Here is an 18,013-nt window from a genome sequence, read left to right on the forward strand (position 1 = left end):
CCCGCCCACGAGAGGACGTCATGACCACGACCCTGCCCGAGATCCCCGCCGAGCTGCGCGAGGACCTGCACACCCTGTACCGCCACCTGCACGGCGCCCCCGAGCTGTCCATGCAGGAGCACGCGACCGCCGAGCTGATCCGGGCGCGGATGGACGCCCTCGGCTGCGAGACCTTCGTCTGCGGCGGCACCGGGGTGGTGGCCGTGCTGCGCAACGGCGAGGGACCGGTGGTCGGCTTCCGCGCGGACACCGACGCCCTGCCCGTGGCGGAGGACACCGGCCTGGACTACGCCTCGACCGCCCGGGGCGTGCTGCCCGACGGGACCGAGGTCCCCGTCATGCACGCGTGCGGGCACGACACCCACATCACGAGCGCCGTCGGGGCGGCCACCCTGCTGGCCGGGAACCGCGACGCCTGGGCCGGGACCGTGGTCTTCCTGTTCCAGCCGGGCGAGGAGACCGCCGAGGGCGCGATGGCCATGCTGCAGGACGGCCTGTGGGACCGCGCCCCCCGCCCCGAGATCGTCTACGGCCAGCACGTCTGGCCCGGGCGCGCCGGCCAGGTGGAGCTCACCAGCGGCCCGGCCATGGCCATGGCCGACGGCTGGAAGGTCACGGTCCACGGCCGGGGCGGCCACGGCTCCCGCCCGGAGGACACGATCGACCCCGTGGTGCTCGCGGCCCACATGGTGGTGCGGGTCCAGAGCATCGTCTCCCGCGAGATCCCCGCGCAGCAGGCGGCGGTGATCACCATCGCCAGCTTCCACGCCGGGCTCAAGGAGAACATCATCCCGGCGGTCGCGGAGTTCACCGTCAACGTCCGCAACCTGGACGCCGACGTCCGGGAGCAGGTGCTGGCGGCGCTCCGGCGGGTCATCCGCGGGGAGGCCGTGACCTCCGGCGCCCCGGAGCCCCGGATCGACGAGATCTACACCTTCCCGCTGCTCGTCAACGACCCGGCGGAGACGGACTCCCTCCGCGCCGTGCTCGGTGCGGCCCTCGGGGCGGAGAACGTCCTGGACCGTCCCGCCCAGATGGGCAGCGAGGACTTCGGGCACCTGCCCGACGCCATCGGGGTGCCCGGTGTCTACTGGTTCTTCGGCGGGATGTCCGACGAGGCGGTCGACGGCGACGCACCGGTGCCGACCAACCACTCGCCGTTCTTCGCCCCCGTCGTGGAGCCCACGCTGAGCACCGGCGTCACGGCCGCGGTCAGCGCGATCCTCTCCCGCGTGGGCACCCGATGAGGGGGGAAACCGGGACCGCGGAGCTGCTCCGGCTCTCCGCGCGGGAGCTCGCCGCGGCCGTCCGGGCCCGCACGGTCTCCGCGCGGGAGGTGCTCGACGCCCACTTCGCCCGGATCGACGCCGTGAACCCCGCCGTGAACGCCGTGGTCACGCAGGTCCGCGAGCAGGCGTACGCGGCCGCCGCCCGCGCCGACGAGCTGACGGCCGCCACGCCCGCCGACGAGCTGCCGCCCCTGCACGGGGTGCCGATGACGCACAAGGACACCCACGCCACCGCCGGGATCCGCACCACGTCCGGCTCCCCGGTGTTCGCCGAGCACGTCCCGGAGCACGACGACCTGATCGTCGCCCGGTTCACGGCGGCCGGGGTGATCAGCACCGGGAAGAACAACGTGCCCGAGTTCGCCGCGGGCTCCCACAGCTTCAACGAGGTCTTCGGGACCACGCACAACCCCTGGGCGCTGGACCGCAGCGCGGGCGGGTCCAGCGGTGGGGCGGCCGCGGCGATCGCGTCCCGGATCCAGCCCCTGGGCGACGGCTCCGACATGGGCGGGTCCCTGCGCAACCCGGCCGCGTTCTGCGGCATCGCCGGTTTCCGGCCCTCCGCCGGGGTCGTGCCCTCGGCCCCCACCGGCAACGCCTGGGCATGGCTGGGCCGCTCCGGTCCGCTGGCCCGCAGCGTGGACGATCTCGCCCTGGCCATGTCCGTGCTGGCCGGCCCCGACCCGCGGATCCCCCTGGACTGCCCGGCGCCGCGGACCGGGTTCCGGGCGCTCGCGGCGGAGGACCCGCCCGACCCGGGGGCCCGCCCCCTGGCCGGCGTGCGGATCGGGCTGAGCACGGACTTCGGCCTCGGCGTCCCGGTGGAGCCGGAGATCGTCGAGGTGCTGGTCGCCCAGGCGCGGGTGTTCGAGGAGCTCGGTGCCGTGGTCGAGGAGGCCGTCCCGGACCTGCGCGACGCCGACGAGGTGTTCGACGTGACCCGGGCCTTCGACATGGCCGTCGCCCTGCGCACCGTGGTCGCGGAGCACCGCGAGCTCGTGAAGCCGGAGATCGTGTGGAACGTCGAGAAGGGACTGGCGCTGACCGCCGAGCAGCTCATGGACGCCGCCCTGGCGCGCACGCGCCTGCACGAGGCGGTGCGCGCGTTCTTCGACCGCTGGGACGTGCTGCTGACCCCCACCTCCCAGGTGCTGCCGTTCCCGTCGGCGGAGCGCTGGCCCCGCACGGTCGCGGGTATGCCGATGCAGACATATGTCGAGTGGATGCGCTCGGCGAGCCTGATCTCGGCCACCGGGTGCCCGGCCGTCTCGGTGCCGGGCGGCTTCAGCCCCGGCGGGCTGCCCGTGGGGCTGCAGCTCGTCGCCGCGCACGGGCGCGACGTCGAGCTGCTCCGGACCGCCCGCGCCTACGACCACGCCACCCGGCACGCGGACGCCGCGCCGCGCCTCTGAGGTGCGGCCGGGCCGGCACGTCGCGTCGTGCCGGGGCGGCCGGTCCTGCTCAGGCCGCGGTCTCCAGTTCGAGCAGCGCCGCTTTGGCCTCCAGGCCGCCGACGTACCCGCCCAGGCCGCCGTCGCCGCGCAGCACGCGGTGGCACGGGACCACCACCGGCAGCGGGTTCGTGGCGCAGGCCGTGCCCACCGCCCGCACGGCCTGCGGGCGCCCGACCGACCGGGCCACCGCGCCGTAGCTCTCCGTGCGGCCGTAGCCGATCTCGGGCAGGTGCTCCTGGACCAGGCGCCGGAACCCGTGCGAGAGCGACCGGTCCAGCGGGAGGTCGAAGCCGGTGCGCGTCCCGGCGAAGTACTCCTCGAGCTGCCGGACGGCCGGTGCCAGGCGGGCCGGGGCGCGCAGCACCCGCGGGCTGATCCGGCGGGCGAGGTCCTGCAGGACCGCCTCGTGGTCCTCCCGCGCGTAGGCCACCCGCACCAGCCCCTCCTCCGTAGCGGCCAGCAGCAGCACGCCCACCGGGGTGCTGACGGTCGTGTACGCGACGTCGAGCAGCCCCGCCCGGGCGGCCCCCTCCTCCAGGCGCCGGTGCAGACCGCGCAGCACGGTCTCCGGCACGGGGTCGGCGCGGAGGCTCCGCAGGGGGGAGTGCGGGGTCGAGTCGAGGGTGTTCGTGGTCATCGGTCCTCTCCTGTCCGGTCGAGCTGGGTGCGGTGCCCGGCGCGGGTTCCCGTGCCGTTCGCGGGGGCGGTCGTGGTGAGGACCCTGCGGAGGGCGGCCACGCCGTCCGAGGCGGCCCGGCGGGCGGCCTCCGGGGTGCCGCCGAGCAGCTCGGCGATCTGCCGGTAGGGCAGTCCGCCCAGATAGCGGTAGGCCACGGCGTGCCGCTGCTTGGGCGGCAGGGCGGCCACCGCCGCCCACAGCGGGGAGTCGTGCTCGTGCGGCGCGTCCCGGTGGGCCGGTGGCTCCGGGAGCGAGGCCACGGGCACCGCCGCCCGGGACCGGGCCCGGACGACGTCGACCGCCTTGCGGTGGGCGATCGTCACCAGCCACGCCTGCACGTTCGCCGTGGCCGGCAGGTCCGGGTACGCCCGCAGCGCGGCCAGGAACGTCTCCGACCACGCGTCCTCGGCGTCCGCGGACGTGCTCAGCACCGCCCGGCAGACCCGCCACACCACGGGGCCGTGCCGGGTCACCTGCGTCTCGAAAGGCTCTTTCGTGTCCATCACCTCGTAGACGTCCGCACCGGACGAAACGTGAGATCGGCGCGGACGGATCTCCTCCATCCTGACGCACCCGACCGCAGCCGTACCCGCTGCCGCTCCTGGCGGGACCAGCCGGGACCGGCCGGGACCGCCGGGCCGAGTCCTCAGACCCCGGCCGGGACCGGCGGGTCGGCCGGCTGTGCGGGGACCGGGGCCGTGCGGACGCGGGGCGTGAACCCGGAGGGGGTCTGCTCGCGGTAGAGCCGGTACAGCTCGAGCCGCTGCGTGTCCGTCTCGACCTGGGCGCGGGCCGCGGTGAGACCGACCAGGACGTAGGTGAGCCAGCCCAGGGCGCCGGCCACGAGGGTGGCCCAGCCGTCGAAGGCGCTGGTGACGAGGGTGTTCTCGAGGTGGAAGAGGTCGTTCGGGGCACCGTAGATCGTGGGCGTCAGCGCGAGGAACACCAGCCGGCTGGTCAGGCCCACGCACGCCGCGGCCAGGGCGGCCCGGGCGCCGGGGCGCCGCCAGAAGGTGCCCAGGATGAACGAGGCGGACAGGCTCGCGAGCATGAGGTCGAAGGCCAGGGTCAGCAGGATCCCGGTCTGACTGACCCGCACGGCCAGCAGGATACCGATGACCACCACCGGCAGCATGGCCAGGCGCGTCCAGCGCAGCAGCGGGTCGTGGGCGCCGGAGATCTCGGTGCGGCGGACGTTGAAGACGTTGCGCACGGTCACGGCGGAGGTGGCCAGGATGGCCCCGGAGGCCGTGGAGAAGGACGCGGCCACGATGCCCGAGAGCACGAGCACCGCCAGCAGCGGGGGAGCGTACTCGCCCAGCAGCGTGTATAGGATGGGGCCGTTCTCCGCTGAGAGTCCCAGCACGGAGGAGGCGGTGAGGGCCACGAGGGCGAAGATCGTGCCGATGACCGCGGTGGTGCCGGCGGCCACGAAGCACGAGCGCTGGGCCACCTTGGGGCTCTTGGCCCCGAAGATCCGCTGCATGAAGTCGATCGCCACGAGGTCGCCGATGCCGAGGGCGATGAGCGTGGCCCAGTTGATCGGGGCGCCCGCCTCCGAGCTCGTGAGCTCCTCGAGGTCGAACGGGCCCATCCCCTCCGGGATCACGATGCCGTAGGTCAGGGCGACCCACACGATCAGCGCCACGGCGGCCACCACCGTGATCACGGTCTGCAGCACCGCCGTGTAGGCGTCGGAGAACAGCCCGCCGGCCAGGGTGTAGCTGAGCACCAGGGCGCTGGCCACGACCACGCCGATCGAGTACGGGACGTTCGCGAAGTACTCGAGCAGGAACCCGCACGCCACCAGGTTGCCCGCGAGCAGGAAGGTGAAGGCGAAGATCATGATCACGGAGGCGAGCGTCTCGGTGGTCCGGCCGTACCGGATCCGGAAGAAGTCGCCCAGGGTGAACAGCCGCAGCCGGTTCATGGGCTTGGCCAGGAACAGCCCGGCGAGCAGCAGGCACACCGCCAGGCCGAGGGCCAGGGAGGCGCCGGCCCAGAAGCCGTAGCCGGAGGTGAGGTCCGTGTTGCCCACGGTGGCGTTCGAGTCCACGGCCGCCGCGGTCAGGGACACCGCGACCAGCGGCATCCCCAGCTGCCGGCCGGCCACGAGATAGTTGGTGCTGTCGCCGTCCACCTTGCGCGCCACGAGCACGCCGATGATGAGCACCGCCAGCACGGTGATGCCGACCCCGAGAATGATCATGTGCTTCTCCCCGCCTGGGCTCCGCCGAGCGGAGTTCCTGTCATCTGACAGGTAAAGCATGTCCGGGGGGTGCGGCGCGGTGGTTTCTCCTCCGTAACGTCTGTGTTTAACCGCCGCGCCCCGCCCCGAAGAGTTCCGGGGCGGGGCGCGGCGGCACGCGGTGGAACCGGGGACTACACGTCCTGGCGGGCGCGGTTGACGATCTTGGACCGGACGGTCAGCGCCAGCACGATGAACAGCAGGCCGTAGAGCACCAGCGGGATGGGTCCCGTGACAAAGATCGAGTAGTCGCCGTTGGAGGACAGCAGGCCGTCGCGCAGGTTGGTCTCGGCCAGCGGACCCAGCACCATGCCGATCAGCAGCGGGGCCACCGGCACGCCGTGGCGGCGCATGATGAAGCCCAGCACGCCCAGCCCGAGCAGCAGCAGCAGGTCGAAGATCGCCCCGGAGGTCGCGTAGATGCCCAAGCCGCAGAACACCGTGATCCCGGCGTAGAGGTACTGGCTGGGGATCAGCAGGAGCTTCGCCCACAGCTGGGCGAAGGGCAGGTTGATGACCAGCAGCACGACCATCGCGATGAAGAAGCTGGCCAGCAGCGCCCACACGAGCTCGGGGGCCCGGTCGAACAGCAGCGGGCCCGGCTGCAGGCCGTACTGCTGGAACGCCGCGAGCATGATCGCCGCGGTCGCCGAGACCGGCAGGCCCAGGGCCAGCAGCGCACCCATCGCGGTGCCCGTGGTGGCGTTGCCGGCGGCCTCGGGGGCGGCCAGGCCACGGATCGCGCCCTTGCCGAACACCGGGTTCGGGCGGCGGCGGTCGAGCCGGCGCTCGAGGTCGTAGGACATGAACGTCGGCACCTCGGCGCCACCGACCGGGATGACACCGAAGGGCAGGCCGATCGCGGTGCCGCGCGCCCAGGCCGGGGCGGCCTCCTTGAGCTCGGCGCGGGAGAGGAAGGGGCGCCCGGTGACCTTCATCTGGTGGGCGGCCGGATCGCGGCGGATCCGGGAGGCCACGTGGAAGACCTCGCCCAGGGCCAGGATCGCCACCGAGACGGTCACCAGCGAGACGCCGTCGAACAGGTTGGCGGAGCCGTAGGTGAAGCGCTCCGAACCGGAGATCGCGTCGATGCCCACGGTGGCGATGCCCAGGCCGAGGACCAGGGAGGCCAGGCCCTTGACCGCGGAGTCGGAGACCACCGAGGACGTGGCCACGAAGGCGAACAGTGCCAGCGCGAAGTACTCGGCGGGACCGAAGTTCGCGGAGAAGTCGGCGAGCTTGGGTGCCAGGAAGACCACGACCACGGAGGCGACCATGCCGCCGATGAACGCGCCGATGGCCGCGGTGGCCAGGGCCTGCGGGGCCCGGCCGTCCTTGGCCATCTTGTGGCCCTCGAACGTCGAGGCGATCGCGGAGCCCTGCCCCGGGGTGTTCATCAGGATGGCCATCGTCGAGTCGCCGAACAGGCCGCCGAAGTACACGCCGGCGAACAGGATGAACGCCGCGGTGGGGTCCAGGGCGAAGGTCATGGGGAGCAGGAGGGCCACGGCCATGGAGGAGCCCAGGCCAGGCAGCACGCCCACGGCGGTGCCGAGCAGACAGCCCACCACCACCCACAGCAGGTTCATGGGGGTCAGCGCGCCGGCGAACCCGTCCATCAACAGATTGAGTGCGTCCATGTCAGAAACCGCCTCCCAGGATGCCGGACGGGAGGGTGAGCCCCAGGCCGACGGTGAATGCCAGGTAGATCGCGCTGCTCACGAGCAGGGCGAGCGAGATGTCGAACAGGGGCCGGCGGCTGCCGAAGCCCCGGGCCACGGCCCAGAACAGCAGGGCGGCGGCCAGGATCCAGCCCAGCACCTCGAGGGTCAGCGCGAACGCCAGGAACCCGCCCGCGGACCAGAGCACCGCGGACCAGTCCGAGTGGCTCCGCCAGGTGCGCGCCGAGAGCTCCTCGGGGTGCTCGGGGGTGCGCAGGTAGTGGAGGGTGAGCAGGGCGGCCAGGACGTACCCGGCCACGGTGAGGATCAGCGGATAGAACGTGGGGCCGGGGAAGTCGGTGCCTTCCGGGATGTCCATGGTCAGGGCGCCGATCAGCAGGTAGGTGCTGAAGGCGGCCATCACCGCGGGCACCACGAGGCCGCTGCGCCCGCTCCACCAGGAGCTCGCGGTGTCCGGCCGCTGCGCCTCCGGGGGCCGGACGTCGGTCAGGTGCTCTCCGGCGGCGCCGGTGTGCGAGGACGTGGGGGTGCTCATCAGGAGATCTCCTCTACCAGCATGGCGATGCGCTCCTGCTCCGAGGCCATGAACTCGTCGAACTCGTCGCCCGCGAGGTACACCTCGGTCCACTTGTTGCGCTCGATGGCTTCCTGCCACTCCGGGGTGGCGATGGTCTCCTCGACCAGGGTCCGCAGCTCGGCGAACTCCTCGTCGGTGATCCCGGGCGGGGCCAGGATGGCCCGCCAGTTGGCCAGGTCCACGGCGTAGCCCTGCTCGGTGAGGGTCGGGATGTCGACGCCCTCGAGCCGCTCCGGAGCGGCCATGCCCAGGGCCTTCAGGCGCCCGGCCTCGATCTGGTCGGCCACGTCCATGTACCCGGAGGTGGCCGCGTCCGCGGTGCCCGTGATCAGGGCCTGGGTGGCCTCGCCGCCGCCGGACTTCGGGATGTAGGTGGTCTCGGACGGGTCGATGCCGGTCTCGAGCGCGAGCTCGGTCATGACGAGCTGGTCGAAGGTGCCGCCACCGGTCCAGGCGACCTCGGCGGGGTTCGCCCGCCAGTCCTCGACGAGCTCGTCGATCGTCTCGTAGGGGGAGTCGGCGGGGACCACGACGACGTCGTACTCCTCGACCACCCGGGCGATCGGGCGCACGTCGTCGTGCGTGACGGCCGAGTCCAGCTGCGCGACACCGGCGACCAGCCCCGCACCCGTGACCATCAGGGTGTTGGCCTGGCCCTCCATGGTGGAGAGCTGGCCGAGCCCGATGGTGCCGGCCGCACCGGGGATGTTCACCACCTGGGTGTTGTTGACCAGGCTGTTGACCCGCATGGCCTGCTGCTGCTCCCGCATGAACGTGTCCCAGCCACCGCCGGCACCGGCCGGGGCGATCAGGGTCATGTTGGCCCGGATGTCCGAGCCGGCCGTGGCCGACTGGAACGAGAAGAAGGCGGCCAGGCCGACCACGGCGGCGGTGACGACGCCGTAGACCGTCATGACGATCGGGTGCCGGCGTCGCGTGCCCTGCTGGGCCTGATCTGGTGGTGAACTCACGGGGATCCACTTTCCTGGGTCGGAGGGTGCGGGTGCATGGCTCGGTCCGAGCCTCTCCTGACGACGATAAGTGACCCGGGTCACGCGACGGCCGTTGATCCACCTTTCGTGCGTACTGATCGTTGTGCTGGTTCTGCGCATTCTGCTCACGCCGGAAGAGACGTCCCTCACACGTTCGGCCGTAGGGTGGACCTCGTTTTGTACGCCCCTTTCCCACCACCCGATTTCCCCACCCCACCGCGGAGGCTCCCATGACCGTCGTCGTTGCCCGAACCAGCACCCCCGAGGGCGAGGCCGCGCTCGCGGCCGCGGTCGAGGAGGCCGGACGCCGCCAGGAGGACCTGCTGGTCTTCAACCTCGAGGGCGCCCAGCTCGACCCCGAGGGGAGCGAGCTGAACGGTGTGCCCGTCACCTTCCGCACCCCCGACACCCGCAACCGGGACGCCGTGGGCGAGCTCCTCGACGCCGCGGAGCAGGTGAACGCCTCCGCCGTGGTGATCGGCGTGAAGCACCGCAGCCCCGTGGGCAAGCTGCTGCTCGGCAGCGCCGCCCAGCAGGTGCTCCTCGAGGCCAACGCCCCGGTGATCGCGGTCAAGCCCCGGCGCTCCTGATCCGTCCCCTGCACGTGCTGAAGGCCCGCACCTCAGGTGCGGGCCTTCAGCTCGTGCGCTGTCAGGAGTGGTGCGCCTTGACCACCAGGACGGGGCAGTCGACCTCGAGCAGGATCTTCTGCGCCACGCTTCCCATGATGAGCTTGCCCACGCGGGAGCGGCGGCGGATCCCGAGGACGATCAGCTCCGGCCGGCGCTCCTGGGCCACGGCGATGGCCTGGTCTCCGGCGTCGTGGATGGTCGGGGCCGGAGGGACGAACGTGAGGTGCACCCCGGCGGCCTCGAGCTTGGCCCGGTCGATGGGCAGGTCCTCCGGGGCGGGGCCGTGGCCGTCGGCCTCGGTGGAGAGGACGGCCACGTCCCATCCCTTCTCCAGGGCGATCTCTTCGCCCGCTTCCAGGGCACGGCGGCCGAAGTCGCTGTCGTTGGCGACGATGAGCAGGTGCGGTCGGGTCATGACGACGCCTTTCACGAGTGGTGGGTGTGGTTCAGCTGACGAAGCGGGTGAGCAGGCCCTGGGGCAGGTCCACCGGCAACAGCGAGGGTAGGGCCAGCAGCACGACCAGGGCCACCGCGGTGTAGATGAAGGTGACCTTGAGTCGGGCCCGGGCGACGACGAGCAGGAAGGCGGGGAGGAAGATCATGGCCGCCAGCAGGTACCCGCCGAGGTAGACCAGGATCAGGAACCCGGCCATCCACACGAAGGTGGTCGCCGCGGTGCGCAGGTGCGGGCGGTAGGACCCGGCGGCCTGCTTGCCGCGGCGCGCGAGGATCTCCTTGACCAGCAGTGCGATCGAGAAGACCAGCCCGGCGACGGAGACCAGTCTGGGGACCAGGCCTGCTTCCGGGGAGAACCCGGTGGCCACGACCAGGCCGGCGGCGAACAGGGCCACGGCGACGATCGCCACCCCCAGGGAGTAGGGGGAGTCGGCCAGCGGGGTCTCGTCGTCCACCTCGATGTCGTGGGTGTCGTCCTTGTCGGTGTTGCGGCGGTGACGAATGGTCTTGAAGAGGTTCCACAGCGCCGGGATGATCAGGATCGCCAGGAAGACCAGGACCCCGGGGCGCAGCATCCACTCGAAGCCCTCGTAGAGGCTGTCGGTGAGGAAGTAGTAGCGCTCCAGCGGGATGGCCAGCACGAAGCCGATCAGGAACGGGGCGCGGGGCACCCCGGTGGTCTTGAGGAACCAGCCGGCCACGCCGAGCAGGACCATGACCCACAGATCGCCCAGCTGCCCGCCGTCCTGGTAGGAGCCCAGGAGCATGAGGACCACGAGCCCGGCAGAGAGCACGGCGAAGGGAACGGCGGTGAGCTTGGCGAGCTTGCGCACGGACAGGAAGCACAGCAGGGCTCCGAGCACGGAGGCGATGGCGAAGGACCACACGATCAGGTACATCAGCTCGAGGTTCTCCTCGATGATGGCCGGACCGGGCTGGATGCCGTAGGTCAGGAGCATGCCCAGCAGCAGCGCCGAGGGGACGCCGCCGGGGATGCCGAAGAGCAGGGTGGGGATCAGGTCCCCGGCCTCCACGGAGTTGTTCGCGCTCTCGGGCCCGACGATGCCGCGCGGGTCGCCCTTGCCGAACTTGGACTTGTCCTTGGCGGTGGCCACGGCCTGGCCGTAGGCCAGCCAGGTGCCGGCGGTGGCGCCGACCCCGGGCAGGATGCCGGCCCAGATCCCGATCAGGGATCCGCGGATGACCTGGGTCCAGTGGGTGAGCCACTCGCGGATGCCGGAGAACCAGCCTCCGCCCACGGTGATCTGGGTGGTGTCCCCGCGGCGTTGGCTGGCGCGGCTGGCGATCTCGGCCAGCCCGAACACGCCCAGGGCCACGGCCACCAGGGACAGCCCGTCGCCGAGGAAGAGGCTGCCGAAGGTGAAGCGCTCCTCGGCGGTGGTGGGTGAGATGCCGACCATGCCCAGCAGCAGGCCGAGCATGCCGGCGGTCAGGCCCTTGAGGACGTTGCCGCGGGAGAGCACCGCGGCCAGGGACACGCCCAGGACGGCGAGCATGAACAGTTCGGGGCTGGCGAAGGAGAGCACCAGCGGCCGGGCCAGCGGGATCGCGATGGTCAGTCCGATGGCCCCGATGATGCCCCCGGCCATGGAGGACAGGAACGCCAGGGTCAGGGCCCGGGCGGCCTGGCCCTTCTTGGCCATGGAGTAGCCGTCGAGCATGGTCACCGAGGCCGAGGCCGAGCCCGGGGCCCCGAGGAGGACGGCGGAGACGGTGTCGGAGGTGTGGACCACGGCCAGGGCGCCGATGAGCAGCGCCAGGGCGGGCTCGGGGTCCATGCCGAAGGTCACCGGCAGGAGGATGGCCACGGCGCCGGTGCCACCGAGTCCGGGGATCAGGCCCATGATCAGGCCGGCGGTCGCGCCGATCACGAGCATGATCAGCAGGCCCGGGTCGGTCAGGGAGCCCAGGGCTCCGAAAGCTGCATCAAGCATGGGGTGTCCTCAGTGAACGGTGATGTCGTAGGACCCCTGGAGGAGGTCTCGGATGTAGGTGACGGTGTCGTCGGAGACCGTGTAGGCCTCCTGCACCCGGGCCGCGACGTCGTCGCCGGACTCCAGGGGGTAGCCGCCCAGGATCTCCTCGGCCTCCTCCAGGAAGGCGGTGTCGGAAGCCATCTTCTGCGCCGACTCCCGAAGCAGCGCCAGAGCCTCGGGCGGGGTGTCCTTCGGGACCCACAGGCCCTTCTGGTAGGTGTAGGTCAGACCCAGCACGGTCTTGTACGCCTCGAACTCGGGTCCGCTGGGCTTCTCGCCGTGCATCTGCTCGTAGGCCTCCACGACCGTGGGGACGTCCGGGAAGTTGGGGTCGCGCACGACCTCACCGGCCTCGTTGAGCTGACCGAAGGACGCCAGCACGACCGCGTCGCCGTCCTCGACGAGTCCTTCCACGGCCGATTCGTAGCTGGTGGTGGTCTGGTAGTCCAGATCGATCTCCCCGCGCTGCAGGGCGAGGTTGACCGGACCACGGCCTTCGAACCCGAAGGTGGCCGTGACGTCGGCGTCGAGCAGGTCGAAGGCGATCAGCGTGGTCAGGTCCAGGCCGGTGGCGGTGATCCCGCCGAACTCCAGTGGGGTGTCCCGGTCCACGAGGTCCTCCACGTCCTGCACCCCGGCGTCGGTGCGGGCGTAGATGACGCCGCCGGTGCCGTTGACCAGCACGGGCTCGAGCTCGTCGAAGGAGTAGTGGACGGCCTCCCGCTCCAGCAGCCAGGGCACCACCGTGGTGGCCGTGCTCACCAGCAGCTCCGTGCCGTCGGGCTCGGCGGACGTGACGAACTGGTTGCTGCCGGTGATGCCCTCGCCGCCGGCCTCGTTGACCGGGGAGAAGCCGGGGTGCCCGGGGATGTGCTCGGTCATCTCCGCGCCGATGAACCGGGCCCAGGTGTCGGTGCCACCGCCCTCGGCCAGGGGGATGAGCAGGGAGACGGTCTCCCCGGCGTAGTCGCCGTCGGTGGTGGTGGCCGGAGGGTTGAGGATGTTGCCGCCCAGCACCGTGGCCACCAGGCCCAGCACCCCGAAACCGGCCACCGCCGCCAGGACCGTCCGGCGCCGGTGAGCGGGCGGGTCGGGCTGGTGGTCACCGGCGTCGACAGCGGGTGAGGTCGTCCGCTGGGTGTGGTCAGTCATGGTGGGCTCCTCGAGGGTCCGCCCCGGCGGCGGCTGCGACGGCCGCGCCGGGAGCCTCGGGCAGATGAATGGTGGCGGTGGCGAGGGTGCGGGCGGTGCGGTCGGCCCCCACGAGCAGCATCCCCTCGTTCTCCTCGCTCCAGGTCTCGATCACCCCGGCCGGGGTGCGCAGCCAGAGCGTGTTCCCTTCGGCCCGTCCGGCGATGTCGTGCAGCACCGTGCCCGGAGTGCGGGTGGCCAGGGTCAGGGCGACGCTGCCGGTGATGGCCAGGGCCGGATGGGGCCGACCCATCGACAGCATCATCACATTGACGTCGCACGTCGGATCGGCGGGGGTCGGGGCCGCGACGATCGCGAGCTTGGGGATCGCCCGCGCGGCGCCGGCCACGGTGGTGGCCAGGCCCATCCGCACGGCCGCCTGGCGGCGCACGTGCTCGAGGACCTCCAGCTGCAGCTCCACCGCGGGGCCCCAGCTCTCGTAGTGGTCCGGGTCCAGGCCCAGCTCCTCGGCCCGGACGATCACCACCGGCGCCCCGGCGTCGACCAGTGACACCGTCAGGGTCGTGCCGGCGGCGGTGATCGTGTCGGTGGGCGCACCGGTGGGCAGCAGCTGCCCCGTCGTCCTGCCGGCGGGGTCCTGGAACCCCAGCCCCACCCGGTAGCCGGGGAAGGGGACCCCCGGCATGTGGGCGTCCGGAACGGACGGCAGGCGGCGGTCGGGAGTGGGCACCCGCTGGACGATGATCTGGCCGGTGTTGGTGTTGCGGGTGACGATGCGGGTCATCTCCCCCGTGGGGACCACCCAGCCCTTCTCCAGCGCGTACAGGCCCACGACCGCCGAGCAGTTGCCGCAGTTGCTGCCCCAGTCCACCGTGGCCTCCTCGATGCCCACCTGGGCGAAGGTGAACTCCACGTCGGCCTCGTCGTCGTCGGCAGGGCGGAGGATCACGGCCTTGCTGGTGGTCGAGGTCCCCCCGCCCACCCCGTCGATCTGCCGGGGGTCCGGACTGCCGAAGAGCCGCGGCAGCAGCTCGTCGAGACTGTGTCCGTCCGCGTGCAGGTTCCTGTCCTCGAAGACCCAGCACTTGCTGGTGCCTCCGCGCATCCACTGTGCCGTGATGTTGATCGTTCCGGCCATGTCTCCTCAGTTCCGTCGTACGGGGCGGTGGTTCGAGAAGAAGAGTGAGCCACCGATCAGCTGAAGGCCAGGTTCAATTTCTACAACGGGATGTACTGTTGCTTAATGCATTGGAAGCGCGCGGGCGCCGGCTGTTGCTGAGGCCTTGATCGCCGAGCCGGATCGCCCCGGCCTTCCGCAGTGGGGCGTCCAGATGAAGAGGATGAACGAATGAAGACCCCGGGTGGAGAAATGCTTAACTCAGGATCGGACAGATCGTTCGACACGAGACGGCTTGCGCTGCTGCTGGAGGTGGTCGAGCACGGTTCCATCACGGCTGCGGCCGAATCGATGATGTACACGCCGTCGGCCGTGTCCCAGCAGCTGCGGAAGCTCGAGCAGGAGGTGGGACAGCCCCTCCTGAACCGGCGTTCGCGCGGAGTGGTGCCCACCGAGGCCGGGCAGGTGCTGGCCGGGCACGCCCGGAAGATCTTCCGGCAGATGCAGGCGGCCCAGTCGGATCTCGACCAGATCGCGGGGCTCAAGCGCGGCTCCCTGTCCGTGGGAACCTTCCCCACCCTCGCGGGGTCGTTCCTGCCCGCGGTCATCACCGTCTTCAAGAAGCGCTATCCGGCCATCGGGCTGTCCGTGCGCAGCGCGCGCTTCGACGAACTGCTGGCAGACCTGGAGTCCGGCGCCACGGGGCTGTGCCTGCTGTGGGACTACCCGTGGAGCCCGTTCGACGACGACGCCGTCCGGGTGACGGAGGTCTTCCGCGAGAGCACCGTGATCCTGGTGTCCAAGGGCCACGCCCTGGCCGGCCGCGACAGCGTGTCGATGGAGGAACTCCGTGACGAGTCCTGGATCGTGCGCGCCGATGCCCACCCCGTGGTGGAGGTGCTGCAGCGCTCCGCCACCGACGCCGGGTTCGAGCCGACCATCGGCTTCCTGGCCAACGACTACCAGGAGGCGCAGGCCATGGTCAGCGTCGGCATGGGCGTGGCCATGGTGCCCAGGACCGCCGTGGCGCTCCAGCACCCCGACGTGCGCGTGCTCGGGCTGGGCCCCGAGGCGCCGTTGCGCCGGGTGCTCCTCGCGCAGCGGCAGGACAAGGTCTACGCCCCGGCGGAGGTCGCCTTCCACTCGACGCTCCTCGAGGTCGCGCGGGAGCGGGCCGGGGACTACCTCTAGGCCGATAGACCTCGTGCGTGCGGCACGCGGGGGAGTGGCACGGGCGTGATCTCGCCGAGGCGGCCCGCGGCGCCTTGAGCAGAACTCGTCGGGGGTCCACCGGTCGTGCGGGACGAGCCCCGTTCCCCGGCAGGGCGGGGCTGGACCGGGGAGCGACGGGGGCGGCCGAACGGAATGCCCCCCGTCCCGTCCGCGCATGATTGAAGTATCGCTTCAGGATGCTGAAGTTCTCCAACATTGTTTTCAATGGCGGCTTTCGTTCACGCTGGGATCTCCGACAGACGTGATGGGAGACACACCGTGGACATCGAAGCGAGCTGGATGCGCGGAGGGACCAGCAAGTGCTGGGTCTTCGAGGCGAGCGCCCTCGCCCAGGCGGGGGGCACCGCCGGCAGCCTGCTGCCCCGCCTGTTCGGCAGCCCCGATGCCCACCAGCGGGACGGTGTGGGCGGAGGCACGTCCACCACCAGCAAAGCGGTGATCCTCGAGCGTTCCGAGCGTGACGGGATCGACGTCGACTTCACCTTCGCCCAGGTGGGGATCGAGGAGGCCACGGTGGACTGGGGCAGCAACTGCGGAAACTGCTCGACCACCGCGGGCCTGTTCGCTGTGGAGCACGGCTGGGTCCCCCTGGGGGAGCCGGCTACCCGTGTGACCACGTACAACACGAACACGGGTCAGGTCATCGTCCAGCGCGTCGCCACTCCCGGTGGCCGGCTCCCGGAGGCGCCGACCGGAACGATGCCCGGGGCGGTCTTCCCCGGTCACGACGTCGGGCTGGGGTTCGTCGATCCGGCCGGGCGCACCACCGGCGCGACGCTGCCGACCGGCAGCGCCCAGCACGTGTTCACCCGGGACGGCCGGGCGCACCGGGCCAGCGTGGTGGACGCGGGAGCCCCGCTCGTCGTGCTGTCCGCGGAAGACTTCGGCCTCCGCGCGGCGGACCACGCGCAGTGGGTCCACCGGGTGGAACCGCACCTGGGGGTGCTCGACGAACTCCGGCGGGCCGCAGCCGTGGCCATCGGCATGGCAGACGCCCCCGCCTCCGCGGCCCGGGCGGTGCCCAAGATCTGCGTGGTCGGCCCCTCGCCGACCGAGGATGCAGATCTCCAGGTCCTGGCGCTGTCCATGGGCCGGCCGCACCCGGCGATGCCCATCACCAGCAGCGTCGCCCTCACCGTGGCCTCGTGGACCGCGGGCACCCTCGTGGAAGAGCTCGTGCGCGGACGCGCCGAGGACGGCCTGCGGCTGCGGACGCCGGCGGGAGTGCTGCGCACCTTCACGGACCGCACGGGTGCGGACGTGCTCGTGGGCGTCGGGCGCACCGCCCGCACGCTGGCCACCACGGTGCTCCACCTCTCCGAGGCCGGCCGATGAGGGCCCTCTCGCCCGCCCGCCCGCAGTGCCCCTCGACGACCGACAAGAAGGAGTTGCCATGACCCCGCGCCTCTCGCGCCGCACCCTGCTGCTGGCCGGCGGCGCCGCCGCCCTCGGCGGCCTGGCAGGATGCGCACCTGCACAGTCCTCGTACCAGCCGTCCGGCCAACGCATCGTCGACGTCGTCGTCCCCTACAGCGCGGGCGGGGGCACGGACACGTGGGCCCGCTTCATCACCCCGTACTTCGCCGAGCGGCAGGAGGGCGTCGACCGCTACCAGGTCGAGAACACGCCGGGCGGGGAGTCGATCACCGGGACCAACGCCTACACCGCGGCGGGCGTCACCGGCGGTCAGCAGCTCCTGGTCTCCTCGGCCACCACGTACTTCCAGAACATGCTCGGCCACCACACCGCGAACTTCGACTTCTCCGCCATGGAGCCACTGGTGCTCAACGGCACCGGGGCAGTGCTCTACGCCGGTGGCGCGAGCGGCATCCGGTCCGCCGCCGACCTGATGGACCGGCGGGAGCGCCCCAAGCTGGGTGGCATCTCCGCCTCCGGGCTGGACCTGGTGCCGCTGCTCGCCCTCGAGGCGCTCGGGGTGAAGGTCGACGGCATCTTCGGCTTCGAGGGCCGTGGCCCCAGCCGCCTGGCGGTCCAGCGCAACGAGACCGACCTGGACTTCCAGACGACGTCGTCCTACCTGTCCCAGATCCAGCCGCTGGTCGACCAGGGCAAGGCCCACCCCATCCTCTCGGTCGGCGTCCTGGAGAACGGCAGGATCGTCCGCGACCCCAACGTTCCCGACATCCCCACGGTCGACGAACTGCTGCGGGAGTTCCGCGGCGCGGACGCGGCGCCCATCGCCTTCGAGGCCTACCGGTCGTTCGTGACGCCCGGGTTCTTCTTCCAGAAGGGCCTGTGGTCCAACGCGGGCACCGACCAGGGGGTCGTCGACACCTACCACCGGCTGACCCGGGCCCTCAACGACGACACCGAGTTCCGCGCCGAGAGCAAGTCGGCGCTCGGCGGGTACGACCTCGTGTCCGGGCGCTCCGCCCGGACGGACTTCCGTGCCGCCATCGACCTCGATCCGGAGGTCCTGTCCTTCACCAAGGACTTCCTGACCGACGAGCACGGCGCCGTGCTCGACTGACCCGGAGGAACCAT

At 71.7% G+C, this 18,013-nt stretch carries 16 protein-coding genes; 6 read left to right on the forward strand and 10 right to left on the reverse strand.

The window, feature by feature from the left end:
* Positions 1-20: 20 nt before the first annotated feature.
* On the forward strand, positions 21-1,247 hold the full coding sequence (locus AC6CH6_RS09505) for an amidohydrolase (RefSeq protein WP_498254945.1): 1,227 nt from the start codon (positions 21-23) through the stop codon (positions 1,245-1,247).
* Positions 1,244-2,701: an amidase gene (locus AC6CH6_RS09510; protein ID WP_498254946.1), complete on the forward strand. Its 1,458-nt coding sequence runs from the start codon at positions 1,244-1,246 to the stop codon at positions 2,699-2,701. The genes AC6CH6_RS09505 and AC6CH6_RS09510 overlap by 4 nt, the downstream gene beginning before the upstream one ends.
* 49 nt (positions 2,702-2,750) lie before the next feature.
* Here the strand turns inward: AC6CH6_RS09510 and AC6CH6_RS09515 are convergent, their stop codons facing one another.
* The 6 genes from AC6CH6_RS09515 to AC6CH6_RS09540 all read right to left on the reverse strand — a co-directional run bounded on the left by AC6CH6_RS09515 (position 2,751) and on the right by AC6CH6_RS09540 (position 8,843).
* Positions 2,751-3,380 (reverse strand): methylated-DNA--[protein]-cysteine S-methyltransferase, encoded by a 630-nt coding sequence (locus tag AC6CH6_RS09515; RefSeq protein ID WP_498254947.1) that lies wholly within the window; start codon positions 3,378-3,380, stop codon positions 2,751-2,753.
* Complete coding sequence (locus AC6CH6_RS09520) at positions 3,377-3,925, reverse strand: RNA polymerase sigma factor (protein ID WP_498254948.1); 549 nt, start codon at positions 3,923-3,925, stop codon at positions 3,377-3,379. Before AC6CH6_RS09520 ends, AC6CH6_RS09515 begins: the two co-directional genes overlap by 4 nt.
* 143 nt (positions 3,926-4,068) lie before the next feature.
* Positions 4,069-5,631: a high affinity choline transporter 1 gene (locus tag AC6CH6_RS09525; RefSeq protein WP_498254949.1), complete on the reverse strand. Its 1,563-nt coding sequence runs from the start codon at positions 5,629-5,631 to the stop codon at positions 4,069-4,071.
* A gap of 173 nt (positions 5,632-5,804) precedes the next feature.
* Positions 5,805-7,310, reverse strand: a complete 1,506-nt coding sequence (locus AC6CH6_RS09530) for a tripartite tricarboxylate transporter permease (protein ID WP_498254950.1) — start codon at positions 7,308-7,310, stop codon at positions 5,805-5,807.
* A 1-nt stretch (position 7,311) separates the two neighbouring features.
* Entirely contained in the window at positions 7,312-7,887 is a 576-nt protein-coding gene (locus tag AC6CH6_RS09535; RefSeq protein WP_419967640.1) for a tripartite tricarboxylate transporter TctB family protein, read from the reverse strand.
* Positions 7,887-8,843 (reverse strand): tripartite tricarboxylate transporter substrate binding protein, encoded by a 957-nt coding sequence (locus tag AC6CH6_RS09540; protein ID WP_498254968.1) that lies wholly within the window; start codon positions 8,841-8,843, stop codon positions 7,887-7,889. The genes AC6CH6_RS09535 and AC6CH6_RS09540 overlap by 1 nt, the downstream gene beginning before the upstream one ends.
* Before the next feature lie 308 nt (positions 8,844-9,151).
* Between AC6CH6_RS09540 and AC6CH6_RS09545 the strand changes: the two genes are divergently transcribed.
* Positions 9,152-9,511, forward strand: a complete 360-nt coding sequence (locus AC6CH6_RS09545) for a universal stress protein (protein WP_017831800.1) — start codon at positions 9,152-9,154, stop codon at positions 9,509-9,511.
* 61 nt (positions 9,512-9,572) lie between these two features.
* On the opposite strand, the gene AC6CH6_RS09550 is transcribed toward AC6CH6_RS09545, so the two are convergent.
* The 4 genes from AC6CH6_RS09550 to AC6CH6_RS09565 are packed head-to-tail and all read right to left on the reverse strand — an operon-like array spanning position 9,573 to position 14,284.
* Positions 9,573-9,968, reverse strand: coding sequence for a universal stress protein (locus AC6CH6_RS09550; RefSeq protein WP_133409526.1), 396 nt, complete (start codon positions 9,966-9,968; stop codon positions 9,573-9,575).
* A gap of 31 nt (positions 9,969-9,999) precedes the next feature.
* On the reverse strand, positions 10,000-11,964 hold the full coding sequence (locus AC6CH6_RS09555; protein ID WP_498254951.1) for a tripartite tricarboxylate transporter permease: 1,965 nt from the start codon (positions 11,962-11,964) through the stop codon (positions 10,000-10,002).
* 9 nt (positions 11,965-11,973) lie between these two features.
* Positions 11,974-13,158, reverse strand: a complete 1,185-nt coding sequence (locus AC6CH6_RS09560) for a Bug family tripartite tricarboxylate transporter substrate binding protein (protein ID WP_498254952.1) — start codon at positions 13,156-13,158, stop codon at positions 11,974-11,976.
* The gene (locus tag AC6CH6_RS09565) at positions 13,151-14,284 is read right to left on the reverse strand and encodes a PrpF domain-containing protein (RefSeq protein WP_498254969.1); all 1,134 of its coding nucleotides are present in this window, start codon (positions 14,282-14,284) and stop codon (positions 13,151-13,153) included. The genes AC6CH6_RS09560 and AC6CH6_RS09565 overlap by 8 nt, the downstream gene beginning before the upstream one ends.
* A 243-nt stretch (positions 14,285-14,527) precedes the next feature.
* Between AC6CH6_RS09565 and AC6CH6_RS09570 the strand changes: the two genes are divergently transcribed.
* The 3 genes from AC6CH6_RS09570 (at position 14,528) to AC6CH6_RS09580 (ending at position 17,999) form a co-directional block, all read left to right on the forward strand.
* Positions 14,528-15,466 carry a LysR family transcriptional regulator gene (locus AC6CH6_RS09570; RefSeq protein ID WP_498254953.1) on the forward strand — a complete coding sequence of 313 codons (939 nt, stop codon included), beginning with the start codon at positions 14,528-14,530 and terminating at the stop codon, positions 15,464-15,466.
* A gap of 300 nt (positions 15,467-15,766) precedes the next feature.
* Complete coding sequence (locus tag AC6CH6_RS09575) at positions 15,767-16,843, forward strand: PrpF domain-containing protein (RefSeq protein ID WP_498254954.1); 1,077 nt, start codon at positions 15,767-15,769, stop codon at positions 16,841-16,843.
* Positions 16,844-16,901: 58 nt separating this feature from the next.
* The gene (locus AC6CH6_RS09580; RefSeq protein ID WP_498254955.1) at positions 16,902-17,999 is read left to right on the forward strand and encodes a type 2 periplasmic-binding domain-containing protein; all 1,098 of its coding nucleotides are present in this window, start codon (positions 16,902-16,904) and stop codon (positions 17,997-17,999) included.
* Positions 18,000-18,013: the final 14 nt, after the last annotated feature.

Source organism: Kocuria sp. GQ42, assembly GCF_059758435.1.

Coding starts and splice junctions, on each gene's coding strand:
- AC6CH6_RS09535 (WP_419967640.1), bottom strand. CDS start 7,887: ATGAGCACCCCCACGTCCTCGCACACCGGCGCCGCCGGAGAGCACCTG.
- AC6CH6_RS09530 (WP_498254950.1), bottom strand. CDS start 7,310: ATGGACGCACTCAATCTGTTGATGGACGGGTTCGCCGGCGCGCTGACC.
- AC6CH6_RS09570 (WP_498254953.1), top strand. CDS start 14,528: ATGCTTAACTCAGGATCGGACAGATCGTTCGACACGAGACGGCTTGCG.
- AC6CH6_RS09540 (WP_498254968.1), bottom strand. CDS start 8,843: ATGACGGTCTACGGCGTCGTCACCGCCGCCGTGGTCGGCCTGGCCGCC.
- AC6CH6_RS09515 (WP_498254947.1), bottom strand. CDS start 3,380: ATGACCACGAACACCCTCGACTCGACCCCGCACTCCCCCCTGCGGAGC.
- AC6CH6_RS09550 (WP_133409526.1), bottom strand. CDS start 9,968: ATGACCCGACCGCACCTGCTCATCGTCGCCAACGACAGCGACTTCGGC.
- AC6CH6_RS09525 (WP_498254949.1), bottom strand. CDS start 5,631: ATGATCATTCTCGGGGTCGGCATCACCGTGCTGGCGGTGCTCATCATC.
- AC6CH6_RS09510 (WP_498254946.1), top strand. CDS start 1,244: ATGAGGGGGGAAACCGGGACCGCGGAGCTGCTCCGGCTCTCCGCGCGG.
- AC6CH6_RS09520 (WP_498254948.1), bottom strand. CDS start 3,925: ATGGACACGAAAGAGCCTTTCGAGACGCAGGTGACCCGGCACGGCCCC.
- AC6CH6_RS09505 (WP_498254945.1), top strand. CDS start 21: ATGACCACGACCCTGCCCGAGATCCCCGCCGAGCTGCGCGAGGACCTG.
- AC6CH6_RS09560 (WP_498254952.1), bottom strand. CDS start 13,158: ATGACTGACCACACCCAGCGGACGACCTCACCCGCTGTCGACGCCGGT.
- AC6CH6_RS09545 (WP_017831800.1), top strand. CDS start 9,152: ATGACCGTCGTCGTTGCCCGAACCAGCACCCCCGAGGGCGAGGCCGCG.
- AC6CH6_RS09555 (WP_498254951.1), bottom strand. CDS start 11,964: ATGCTTGATGCAGCTTTCGGAGCCCTGGGCTCCCTGACCGACCCGGGC.
- AC6CH6_RS09580 (WP_498254955.1), top strand. CDS start 16,902: ATGACCCCGCGCCTCTCGCGCCGCACCCTGCTGCTGGCCGGCGGCGCC.